Consider the following 10,321-nt stretch of genomic DNA (forward strand, 5'->3'; position numbering starts at 1 on the left):
TACCGCACCGGATCCGCCGGACGCATCGAGTGGGGGCCGAAATCCGCAGGTTGCAGCGCCGCCACCGCCCGAGGCCGGACCCCGTCCGGACGCAAGGAGGTCGTTGTGCCCGAGACCGGATCGCTGCAGCGCGTGGTGTCGCCGCTGCCGCTGATGCTGGCGCTGACGTTCTCCACCGGAATCGTGGACGCCGTCGGCTACCTCGGGCTCGACCGGGTGTTCACCGGCAACATGACCGGCAACGTGGTGATCCTGGCGATGGCGCTGACCGGCGCCGATGGGCTGCCCGTGGTCGGTCCGGTGCTCGCACTGCTCGGCTTCGCCGCCGGTGCCGCGGCGGGCGGACGCGCGCTGCGAAAGGCCGTGGTCGGCTGGTCGGCGGCGACGTCCGGAATCCTGTCCGCGGTCGGAGTGAGCCTGGTCGCGGTCACGGTGATCCTCGCCGTCCCCGGCCTGGACGAGCCGCGCAAGCTGCTGGTCACCACGCTGCTCGGCGTCGCGATGGGTGCCCAGGCGGCCGCCGCGCGCCACCTCGCGGTCAAGGATGTGACCACCGTGGTGGTCACCTCGACGATCACCGCGCTGGCGTCCGATTCGTTCCTGGGCAGCGGTGCCGGCTCACACTGGCGGCGTCGCGGCAGCGCCGTCGTCCTGATCATGGCGGGCGCGCTGGTCGGCGCCCTGCTGCTCCAGCTTCATCTGGCGGCGGGGCCGGCACTCGCCGCGCTGGTCACCTTCGCCGTCACCTGGTCGGGTCACCGCGGCCGGGTCCGTCCACCCGAACCAGTGAGGACCGCATGAGCGTCAACCCCGTCGATCCGCCCCACCGGCTGCTGATGGGCCCCGGCCCGATCAACGCCGACCCACGCGTGCTGCGGGCCATGTCGGCCGGTCTGGTCGGCCAGTACGACCCGGTGATGACCGACTACATGGCCGAGACCCAGGAGCTGTACCGGCGGGTGTTCCGCACCCGCAACGACGCCACCCTGCTGGTCGACGGCACCTCGCGAGCCGGCATCGAGGCGATCCTGGTCTCGCTGCTCGAGCCGGGTGACCGGGTGCTGGTCCCGGTCGCCGGCCGCTTCGGCCAGCTGCTGGCCGAGATCGGTGAGCGTTGTGGCGCCGAGGTGCACACCATCGAGCGGGAGTGGGGCACGGTCTTCACCGCCGACGAGATCGAGGCCGCGCTCGACCGTGTCCATCCCAAGGTCCTCGCCATCGTGCAGGGGGACACCTCCACCACCATGTGCCAGCCGTTGGCCGAACTGGGCCGGCTGTGCCGCGAGCGCGGCGTGCTGTTCTACTCCGACATCACCGCCTCGATCGGCGGCAACCGGTTCGAGATGGACGCCTGGGTCCTGGACGCCGCGTCCGCGGGCCTGCAGAAATGCCTGGGCGGGCCGTCCGGCAGTTCGCCGATCAGCCTTTCGGACGCCGCGGTCGAGGTGATCCGCGGCCGCCGGCACATCGAGGCCGGCATCCGCGAGGACGACGACGAGGCGCTCGGCACCCGGATCGCCTCCAACTACTTCGACCTCGGGATGATCCTCGACTACTGGGGCCCGCGCCGGCTGAACCACCACACCGAGGCCACCTCGATGCTCTACGGCGCCCGCGAATGCGCCCGGCTGCTGGTTGACGAGGGCATGGACGCCGCCGTCGCCCGGCACGCCCGGCACGGCCGGGCGATGACCACCGGCCTGGTCGCTCTCGGCCTGCGGCTGTTCGGCGACCAGCGGTACCGGATGAACAACGTGGTCGCGGTGTACATCCCGGACGGCGTGAACGGCGACGCGGTCCGGGCCGGCCTGCTCAACGATTTCGCGATCGAGATCGGCACCTCGTTCGGCCCGCTGCACGGCCTGGTCTGGCGGATCGGCACCATGGGCTACAACGCCCGCACCGACACCGTGCTGACGACTTTGGCCGCGCTGGAGCAGGTGCTCCGAGCCGCCGGCACCAACCCCACCCCCGGAGCCGGAGTCGCTGCCGCCAAGGAGGTGTACGCCCGATGAGGGCAGAGCCGCCGCCGGAGCCCACCATGCTCGCGGCCGGCCGGCGCGCCTATGACCGCTGCGACGAACTGGCCGCGCTGAGCGCGATCAAGGGCAGCATTCACCGCTTCCACCTGACCTCGCAGCACGCCTGGGCGAACGCCCTGGTCGGACGCTGGATGACCGCCGCCGGGTTGCGTACCCGGATCGACGCCGCCGGCAACCTGATCGGCCGGATGGAGGGCCGTGAACCGGGCCTGCCGGCGGTGATGCTCGGTTCGCACATCGACACCGTGCCGGACGCCGGACGCTACGACGGTCCGCTGGGCGTGGTGCTCGGCATCGAGGTCGCCGAACTGCTGCGCGAGGCGATGCCGTCCATGCCGCATGCACTGGAGGTGGTGGCGTTCAGCGACGAGGAGGGCACCCGGTTCCCGCAGACCATGCTGGGCAGCAAGCCGGTCGCCGGTGACTGGCAGGACGAGTGGCTCGACCAGACCGACGAGACCGGCACCAGCCTGCGGCAGGCGTTCAAGGACTTCGGCCTCGACCCGGCCAAGGCGCGCACCGCAGCCCGCCGTCCGGACGAACTGGTCGCCTATCTGGAGGCACACATCGAGCAGGGCCCGCTGCTGGAGGCACAGGCCCGTCCGCTGGGCGTGGTCACCTCGATCGCCGGCGCCCGGCGCATCGCGCTGACCATCACCGGCGAAGCCCGGCACGCCGGCGGCACCCCCTACGACCGGCGCCGGGACGCCCTGGTCGGCGCCAGCTTCGCCGTCCTGGCGATCGAGTCGATCGCCAAGCGCCGCGACATCATCGGCACCGTCGGCGAGATCGAGGCCTTCCCCGGCGCAGTCAACGTGGTGCCGGGCCGGGTCGAGTTCAGCCTCGACCTGCGCGCCGAAACCGATGAAGCCCGCGACGCCGGGTGGGACGAGATCCGCGACACCATCGGCCGGGTCTGCGTCGAACGGAAGCTCAACTTCCACTGGACCGAGGAGCACCGGGCGCACGCGGTGGTCTGCGCCGACTGGCTGATGGAGGCCATCGCGGACGCCGTGGTCGCCACCGAGGGCAGTGCCGAACCGGTGCCCCGGTTGTACAGCAGGGCGGGCCACGACGCGATGGTGATGGCCGATGTCACCGAGGTCGGGATGCTCTTCATCCGTTGTGAGGACGGCATCTCGCACGCCCCGGCAGAGGCGGTCACCGTCTGGGATGTCGCCCTGGCCGCGGAGGCGTTCGCCACCGCGACCCGCACCGTATTGACCACGGATCGGAGCCGTCATGCGTAAGATCTTCCGCTCCCGGCAGACCCTGATCGGCTCCGCGCTGGTGCCTGCCGACGTCGAGGTGGACACCGACACCGGGCTGATCACCGCCGTCCGCACCGGCGAGGAGTTGCGGGCCGCGCTGGCCCTGGACGCCTCCTGCGATGCCGGGCATTCGGCGTCCGGGACGCTGGTGATCAACGTGCCGGACGAGGTGATCCAGCTGCCGGCCAATGTGGACTGCCACGTGCACGTCAACGAGCCCGGCCGCACCGAGTGGGAGGGCTTCGCCAGTGCCACCGAGGCGGCGGCCTACGGCGGCATCGGCACCATCGTCGACATGCCGCTGAACTCGATCCCGCCGACCGTGGACAGCGACGCGCTGGCGGTGAAGCGGGCGGTGGCCTCGGGCAAGATCTTCGTCGACGTGGGCCTGTGGGGCGGCGCCGTGCCGAGCAACCTGGGCAGCTTGGAGGAGCTGTGGGAGCAGGGGGTCTACGGCTTCAAATGCTTCCTGGTCGATTCCGGTGTCCCCGAGTTCCCACCGCTGGACGGCGGCGACTTCGCCCGGGCGATGGCCGAGGTGGCGAGCTTCGACGGGCTGATGATCGTGCACGCCGAAGATCCGGACGTGCTGGGCGCCATCCCGGCCTGGTCCAGCCGGCGCTACACCGATTTCGTCGACTCGCGTCCGCCCGAGGCCGAGGTGCGGGCCATCGAGACGGTGATCGAGCAGGTGCGCCGGCACGGCACCCGCGCACACATCCTGCACGTCTCCAGTGCACGTGCCCTGGAGCCGATCGCCGCGGCCCGGGCCGAGGGCCTGCCGCTGACCGCCGAAACCTGCCCTCACTACCTGATCTTCGACTCCGAGAACGTCCCGGACGGCGCCGCCGAGTTCAAATGCTGCCCGCCGATCCGGGATCCCGGCAACCAGCGTGAGCTGTGGCAGGGGCTGGTCGCCGGCGTCCTGGACTGCGTGGTGTCGGACCATTCGCCGTCCACCGTCGAAGAGAAGACCAAGGGCGGCGGCGACCTGGCCCAGGCCTGGGGCGGCGTGTCCAGCCTGCAGGTCACCTTCCCGGCCATGGTGGACGCCGCGGCCGACCACGGCATCGGCTTGCCGCAGGTCAGCGCCTGGATGTCCGCCGGACCGGCCCGGGTCGCCGGGGTGGCCGGCAAGGGAGTACTCGAGGCCGGCGCGGACGCCGATCTGATCTGGTACGAGCCCGGACGCGAGATCGCCGTCGACGGCAGCCGGCTGGCTCATCGCAACAAACTGACCGCCTACACCGGCCGGGTGCTGTCCGGCAGCGTGCGACGCACCGTGCTGGCCGGGAAGACGGTCTTCGACGGTCATGACCTGGCCGAGCCCGCCGGACGGCTGCTGCGGCGGGACGGCTGAGGTGGTCGGACGGGGCCGCGCGGCGGTCGAACTGGTCGCCCAGTTACGCCCCACCGGCACCAGTCAGGAGGCGGTGCTCACCGAGTTGCGGCGGGTGCTGGCCTCGGGCCGGGTGCGGGCCGGCACCGTGGTCCCGCTGGACCAGATCGCGGCCGCCTTCGGGGTGAGCCGGACGCCGGTGCGTGAGGCGCTGAAGTCGCTGATCGGCGAGGGACTGATCCGGCACAACCACCGCGGCGGTTACCTCGTCCACGCCCCGACCCGGGACGAGTTCGTCGAACTGTACACCATCCGCTCGGCCCTGGAACAGGCCGCCCTGGCGAGTGCCGTGCCGCGGGCCGGCGAGGACGACCGGCAGTTGGTCCGAGAGATCGTGGAACGCCAACGGGACGCTCTGGCGTCCGGCGACGTCAGCGGTTGGGACGCCGAGGGCCGGGCCTTCCACGAAGCCCTCGCAGCGCCCTGCGGCATGCCGCGGCTGTGCCTGCTGCTCCGGAACGCCGCCAACTCCTCGGCCGCCGCCCGTCCGATGCAACGGCTGCGGCTGGCCAGGGTGCGGGCGCTGCACGCCGACCACGAGGCGCTGGCCGAAGCGTTCACCGAGGGCGCCGCCGAACGGGTGGTGAGCCTGGCCGGCGAGCATCTGCACCGCGTCCGGAACTGGGTGCTGGACAGCTTCGACACGCCGTCCTGAACCCCCACCGAGCGAACTCCTTCACCCGTTGGTCGAGCTTGTCGAGACCTCAGAGGCTGCGTTGCTGAAGGGGTTTCAACCAGCTCAACCAGCTGGGGACGTCATCCCGGACTTGATCCGGGATCTCTCCACGACTGAGATCCCGGGGCGGAGCCCGGGATGACGTGAATGATCAGCACTTCCCGATGTGCCCCAAACCCGCGAATCGGCGGGGCCACCCGGAAGGGTGGCCCCGCCGATCGGCGAGCGGGTCAGTGTTCGGCGGGTTCCTTGGCGCGGGTGCCGTCGATGTGGATGTCCGGCTCGTAGGAGTCCGGACCCAGGGTGCCGCCGCTCTCCAGCGTGCGGGCCTCGGTGTCCTGCACCTGAAGCGGCGGCGCCGCGGCCAGGTCGGACGGCTCATCCGGGGTGCCCGGCAGGAACACGTTGAAGAACAGGTTCAGGGCCACCGCCATGATCGCCGAGGCGCTGATGCCGGAGTGGAAGATGGTCACGAACCAGTCCGGGAAGCTGTGCCAGAAGTTCGACGACACCACCGGGATCAGCCCGAACGCGACTGACGCGGCCACGATCACCAGGTTGTTGTTGCCCTGGTAGTTGACCTTCGACAGGGTCCGGACGCCGGACGCCGCGACGGTGCCGAAGAGCACGATGCCGGCACCGCCGAGCACCGGGCCCGGGATGATGCTGAACAGGGCCGCGGCCATCGGCGACAGGCCGAGGATGACCAGCAGGCCACCGCCGGCGGCGACCGCGAAGCGGCTCTTGATGCCCGACAGGGCCACCAGGCCGACGTTCTGGGCGAACGCGGTCGCCGGGAACGAGTTGAAGACCGGCGCGATCATCGACGAGGCCATGTCGGCGCGCAGGCCGTCGCCCACCCGCCGGGCGTCGACCTTGCTGCCGACGACCTCACCGACCGCGAGCAGGTCGGCGGTGGTCTCGACCATGATCACCAGGATGACGATCAGCATCGAGATGATGGCGCCGGCCTCGAAGATCGGCATGCCGAAGGCGAACGGCTGCGGCAGCGCCACCGGCGCGGCGGCCGACACCGGCGCCAGGCTGGTCTGGCCGGTGAACAGCGCCACGATGGTGCCGATCGCCAGGCCGAGCAACACCGCCATCCGGGAGAGGATCTCGATCTTGCTGAGCACGATCACCACGGCGAAGGTGAACAGTGCCAGGCCGACGCTGGGCAGCGAGGCGAAGTTCGGGTTGGCCACGCTGGCGCCGTTGACGGTGATGGTGGCGTTGCCGGTGATCCAGCCGGCCGCGACCGGCATCAGCGACAGGCCGATCACGGTGATGATCGACCCGGTGACCACCGCGGGGAAGAAGCGGACGATCCGGGCGAAGAACGGGGTGATCAGCAGGCCGATCGCACTGGCGGCGATGACGGCGCCGTAGGCGGACTGCAGGCCGACGCCGGCGCGGTCGCCGATGATCGCCAGAATGGTCGACACCGCGGCGAAGGAGGTTCCCTGGACGAGTGGCAGCTGGGCGCCGAAGCCGCGCACGCCGAGTGTCTGCAGCAGCGTGGACACGCCGCTGACGAACAGGCCGCAGGCGACCAGCAGCGCCTTCTCGGCGGTGTCCAGGCCGGCGGCGCCACCGACGATCAGCGGCACGGCGATCACGCCGCCGAACATGGCCAGGATGTGCTGGACGCCGTAGCCGATGGTGGGGCCGACGCCGAGCTTCTCGTCCTCGGGACGGCTGCCGACGGGCAGGTCGGGTAGTTCTGACTCGGTTGTTGTGGGTTCGTGGGTGTCGATCATGGCCGGGGGCCTCTCTGGGTGAAGTCCGGGAGTCCGGCGGACGCCGGGGCTGGTCTGCCCCGGCGCCTGCCGGCTAGGTGGGGCCGGGCGGTGCGCCCGGTCGTGCGCAGGTCTCGGTCAGACGAAGGTGGGGACGTCGATCCAGGCGTCCGGCTCGGGGGTGACCCCGTCGCGGATGATGGTTCCCTCGATCAAGCCGTAGGGACGGTCGGCGGCGTAGAACACCTCGTTGGGGTTCTCCAGGCCGAACGGGCTGAGGTCGTAGACGAAGTGGTGCTTGTTCGGCATCGCGAACTTCACCTCGGCGATCTCGGGGAAGGCCTCGATGGCGGCCTTGCCCATCTCCCACAGGGTCTGCTGCAGGGCCAGCGAGTGCACCGTGGCGAAGGTGGCCAGGAACACCTCGCTGACGCCGGCGTAGACCGCGTTGTAGTCGATGCCGGCCTCCACCGCCTCGGGCAGGTAGCGCCAGCGTCCGGTGACGGAGGTCGCCATGATCCGATCGTTGGTCTCGACCAGGGTGGTGTACTTGTCCCGCGGGAAGCCGTGGAACTCGCTGCCGGTGGACTTCAGCACGGTGAGGTCCTTCAGGCCTGCCAGCACGTGGGTCTTGCCGTCGATCTTCTGCACGGCGGCCAGCCGGGTGGCCTGACCCTTGCGGACGAAGGAGTGGTCGTGCTCTGCGCCGTCGACCAGAATGCGCTCCCACTCGTACAGCTCGGCCTGCCACAGGCCGCCCTCGATCCACTCGAAGGACGAGACGAAGTGGTCGCCCAGCTTCAGCAGGAACTCCTCGGGCGAGCCGATCCCGTACTCCTTGGCGAACGCGAAGACGGTGTTCTTCTGGGTGTCGGTGGCGACCACCAGGCCGTTGTCGCCGACCAGGTAGGAGTCGAGCAGTTGGGCACCCCGCAATTGGCTGCTGACATTGAGATCCTCGATCTCGTGGCGGGCCGTGTCCCGGGTGATCTTGACGACCCGGTTCTCGGCCTTGCCGTATTTGTTGGCGCCAAGGCTGACGGTGACGGACATGTACTTCAACTCCCTCGATAGGTGGAATAGGCGAAAGGCGAAAGCAGCAGCGGCACGTGGTAATGGGCCGCGCCGGAATCGATGGCGACGGTGATGGTCACCGACGGATAAAAGGTGGGGATGCCGAGGTCGGCGAAGTAGCCGCCGGTGTCGAAGATGACGTGATAGGTGCCGCTGGGCAGGCTGTCGGGACCGAACGCGGGCACTCTGCCGTCGGCGTCGGTGACGCCCTGGGCGATCACGACCAGGTCGGCGTCGGTCATCCGGACGGCGACCCCGGCGGCCGGAACGCCGCGGGATCCGTCCAGGACGTGGGTGGTGACGAAGCTCATCCGACGACCTCCCGCTCGAGGCGCAGCAATGCGATCTCGCGCAACTGGCCGGCCACCACGCCCGCCTCTGTCGCGTCGTCGTTGTTCAGCCGCTCGGTCAGCGCGGCCAGCATTTCCTCGGCCGTGCGTCCGGCGGCACGGATCAGGAAGACCCTGCCGAAGTGCTCCTCGTAGGCGAGATTCCCTTCGGCGAGCGCCTGCTGGACGGCTGCGCTGGAGTTGCCGACGCCGGCCTGCTCGCCTGCTGAATGGGCGGCGTTGGCGGCGCCGAGAGCCTCGACGCGGGGCCGCTCGCCGATCCGCGGGTGGTGCGCCAGGGCGCCGTCCACCTCGGCAGCGGTCCAGGTTCGGGAGGTCTCGGCGGCCCGATCGAGCAGTGCGTCCCGTGAGATGAACGGACGGCCGCTCACCAGTTCGCCGACCCAGGAATCGACGTCCGCGCAGGCGGCCAGCACCGCCGCGGCTGCTGCGGCGTCCAGCTCATTGAATTCTTCGACTGTCATGCGCTCCCCGAATCGCGTGGTCCGACCACTTGTCTCGGGAATGACGCTAAGTGAGCTCTTTGCGTGCCAAATGTCGCAGTTATGACGGCTGGGTAACGCCGGAAAATATCCGCCCCGGCGGCCACCGCGATGTGGCAGGGGGCGGCCCTGGTACGAGCAGAACCCCTGAGGGTCTGAATTCTCCCCGCCGACGGTGGGGAGGATTCAGACCCTCAGGGGTTCTTTCCGGGAAGCGATCAGCTTGAGCCGAGGGTGACCTGAGCGGTGTGCTCCTGGCCGTCGCGCAGGTAGTTGATGGTCACCGTGCTGCCCGGCGCATGGAACCGGATCGCCGCGATCAACCCGTCGGCGGTGGTGGTGTTGACGTCGTCGACGCGGGTCACCACATCGCCGGCCTGCAGGCCCGCGGCCTGGGCCGGGCCGCCGTCGGTGACGCCGGCAAGCGAGACGCCGTCCGAGGTGGTGTCGGTGGCCGAATCGCCGGCCTGCAACCGGACGCCGAGGCTGGCGTCGGCGGCCGACCCGTTCTGGATCAGGTCGTTGGCGATCCGCACCGCGACGTCGGAGGGGATGGCGAAGCCGAGGCCGATGCTGCCGGATTCACCCGAATCACTGAGCGAGGCGCCGGCGGCGTTGATGCCGATCACCTGCCCGTTGAGGTTGACCAACGGCCCGCCGGAGTTGCCCGGATTGATCGCGGTGTCGGTCTGCACCGCCTGATAGACGGCTTCACCGCTGGTGCCGGAGCGCACCGGCCGGGCGGTGGCGGACACGATTCCGCTGGTCACCGTCTCGCTGAGGCCGAGCGGGGCGCCGACCGCCACCACCGACTGTCCGACGACCACCGAAGACGACTTGGCGAAGGTCGCGGGCTTGAGCAGGCTGGCTTTCGCCCCGCTCACCTTGATCACGGCCAGGTCGTTGTTGGCGGAGGTGCCGACCACGCTGGCCTGGGCGGTCGACCCGTCCTCGAAGGTGACCGTGATGTTGCTGGCTGAGCCGCCCGTCCGAGTCGGGTTGGACGAGGTGGCGCTGCTGGACACCACGTGATCGTTGGTCAGAATGTGCCCGTCGGTGTCCAGGACCACCCCGCTGCCGATGCTGGTGCCGCCGGCGGAGCGCACCGTGATCGTCACCACCGATGGCGAGATCTTCGCCGCCGCCGCGGTCACGGTGCCGTCCAAGGTGGCCGGCTGCGCGACCGGGACCGCGCTGACCGGCGCCGAGGCGGTCAGCCCGGACGGCCCCAGCAGCGCATACCCGCCGACGCCGGCACCGGCGCCGACAACCGCGGCGAGAGCGGTCG

General features: G+C 70.3%; 10 protein-coding genes. 5 read left to right on the forward strand and 5 right to left on the reverse strand.

Features of this window, described 5'->3' with window-relative positions; all coding sequences use genetic code 11:
- Window positions 1–105: 105 nt before the first annotated feature.
- The 5 genes from QM624_RS11215 to QM624_RS11235 are packed head-to-tail and all read left to right on the forward strand — an operon-like array spanning window position 106 to window position 5,367.
- The gene (locus QM624_RS11215) at window positions 106–801 is read left to right on the forward strand and encodes a DUF1275 family protein (protein ID WP_415091786.1); all 696 of its coding nucleotides are present in this window, start codon (window positions 106–108) and stop codon (window positions 799–801) included.
- Entirely contained in the window at window positions 798–2,015 is a 1,218-nt protein-coding gene (locus QM624_RS11220; protein WP_415091788.1) for a pyridoxal-phosphate-dependent aminotransferase family protein, read from the forward strand. Before QM624_RS11215 ends, QM624_RS11220 begins: the two co-directional genes overlap by 4 nt.
- Complete coding sequence (locus tag QM624_RS11225) at window positions 2,012–3,292, forward strand: allantoate amidohydrolase (protein WP_415091790.1); 1,281 nt, start codon at window positions 2,012–2,014, stop codon at window positions 3,290–3,292. The genes QM624_RS11220 and QM624_RS11225 overlap by 4 nt, the downstream gene beginning before the upstream one ends.
- Window positions 3,285–4,673 (forward strand): allantoinase AllB, encoded by a 1,389-nt coding sequence (gene allB / locus QM624_RS11230; protein WP_415091792.1) that lies wholly within the window; start codon window positions 3,285–3,287, stop codon window positions 4,671–4,673. The genes QM624_RS11225 and allB overlap by 8 nt, the downstream gene beginning before the upstream one ends.
- Window positions 4,627–5,367: a GntR family transcriptional regulator gene (locus QM624_RS11235; protein WP_415091794.1), complete on the forward strand. Its 741-nt coding sequence runs from the start codon at window positions 4,627–4,629 to the stop codon at window positions 5,365–5,367. The genes allB and QM624_RS11235 overlap by 47 nt, the downstream gene beginning before the upstream one ends.
- A 251-nt stretch (window positions 5,368–5,618) precedes the next feature.
- On the opposite strand, the gene QM624_RS11240 is transcribed toward QM624_RS11235, so the two are convergent.
- From QM624_RS11240 to QM624_RS11260, 5 genes are all read right to left on the reverse strand, one after another.
- Window positions 5,619–7,148: a nucleobase:cation symporter-2 family protein gene (locus tag QM624_RS11240; RefSeq protein ID WP_415091796.1), complete on the reverse strand. Its 1,530-nt coding sequence runs from the start codon at window positions 7,146–7,148 to the stop codon at window positions 5,619–5,621.
- A gap of 117 nt (window positions 7,149–7,265) precedes the next feature.
- Window positions 7,266–8,180: a factor-independent urate hydroxylase gene (gene pucL / locus QM624_RS11245; RefSeq protein WP_415091798.1), complete on the reverse strand. Its 915-nt coding sequence runs from the start codon at window positions 8,178–8,180 to the stop codon at window positions 7,266–7,268.
- Window positions 8,181–8,185: 5 nt separating this feature from the next.
- Complete coding sequence (gene uraH, locus QM624_RS11250; protein ID WP_415091800.1) at window positions 8,186–8,512, reverse strand: hydroxyisourate hydrolase; 327 nt, start codon at window positions 8,510–8,512, stop codon at window positions 8,186–8,188.
- Complete coding sequence (uraD, locus tag QM624_RS11255; RefSeq protein ID WP_415091802.1) at window positions 8,509–9,015, reverse strand: 2-oxo-4-hydroxy-4-carboxy-5-ureidoimidazoline decarboxylase; 507 nt, start codon at window positions 9,013–9,015, stop codon at window positions 8,509–8,511. The genes uraH and uraD overlap by 4 nt, the downstream gene beginning before the upstream one ends.
- Window positions 9,016–9,251: 236 nt before the next feature.
- Window positions 9,252–10,321: S1C family serine protease (locus tag QM624_RS11260; RefSeq protein WP_415091804.1), on the reverse strand; the 1,070-nt coding region annotated here is incomplete at its 5' end.

This window comes from Micropruina sp. (genome assembly GCF_047606365.1).
Taxonomy (GTDB): Bacteria; Actinomycetota; Actinomycetes; order Propionibacteriales; family Propionibacteriaceae; genus Micropruina.

What these genes read in the sequence shown, in the direction of transcription:
- QM624_RS11220 (WP_415091788.1), top strand. Translation starts at nt 798, where the DNA reads ATGAGCGTCAACCCCGTCGATCCGCCCCACCGGCTGCTGATGGGCCCC.
- uraH (WP_415091800.1), bottom strand. Translation starts at nt 8,512, where the DNA reads ATGAGCTTCGTCACCACCCACGTCCTGGACGGATCCCGCGGCGTTCCG.
- pucL (WP_415091798.1), bottom strand. Translation starts at nt 8,180, where the DNA reads ATGTCCGTCACCGTCAGCCTTGGCGCCAACAAATACGGCAAGGCCGAG.
- QM624_RS11240 (WP_415091796.1), bottom strand. Translation starts at nt 7,148, where the DNA reads ATGATCGACACCCACGAACCCACAACAACCGAGTCAGAACTACCCGAC.
- QM624_RS11225 (WP_415091790.1), top strand. Translation starts at nt 2,012, where the DNA reads ATGAGGGCAGAGCCGCCGCCGGAGCCCACCATGCTCGCGGCCGGCCGG.
- uraD (WP_415091802.1), bottom strand. Translation starts at nt 9,015, where the DNA reads ATGACAGTCGAAGAATTCAATGAGCTGGACGCCGCAGCAGCCGCGGCG.
- QM624_RS11235 (WP_415091794.1), top strand. Translation starts at nt 4,627, where the DNA reads ATGACCTGGCCGAGCCCGCCGGACGGCTGCTGCGGCGGGACGGCTGAG.
- allB (WP_415091792.1), top strand. Translation starts at nt 3,285, where the DNA reads ATGCGTAAGATCTTCCGCTCCCGGCAGACCCTGATCGGCTCCGCGCTG.